We start from the raw sequence: 258 nt of genomic DNA on the forward strand, positions 1-258 counted from the left end.
TCATTTGCTGATCATAGCGGGCTGCAATCTCGGCTATTCTGTTCTTGGTTGCATTCACTTGTTTTTGGCCTTCACGGATGGCTTGTATTTGCTGCTTTACCCGCCTATCCGATCCTCGACCTCTAGGCCGCTTCCCCTGCCGTATTTGCGATAATAGATTCAAGTCCTGAATTTTTCCATTATTATTTTCCCTTATTTCTATCATAATTTGTTCTTGAAGCTCTTCCGTCTTTTCTATTTCTTTAGCTAGCATGCTCT

At 42.2% G+C, this 258-nt stretch carries 1 protein-coding gene; it reads right to left on the reverse strand.

Translation table 11 applies throughout. The features are described from left to right. Positions 1-258: hypothetical protein (locus PPOP_RS23025; RefSeq protein WP_159101855.1), on the reverse strand; the 258-nt coding region annotated here is incomplete at both ends.

The organism is Paenibacillus popilliae ATCC 14706 (assembly GCF_000315235.1).
GTDB lineage: Bacteria > Bacillota > Bacilli > Paenibacillales > Paenibacillaceae > Paenibacillus_B > Paenibacillus_B popilliae.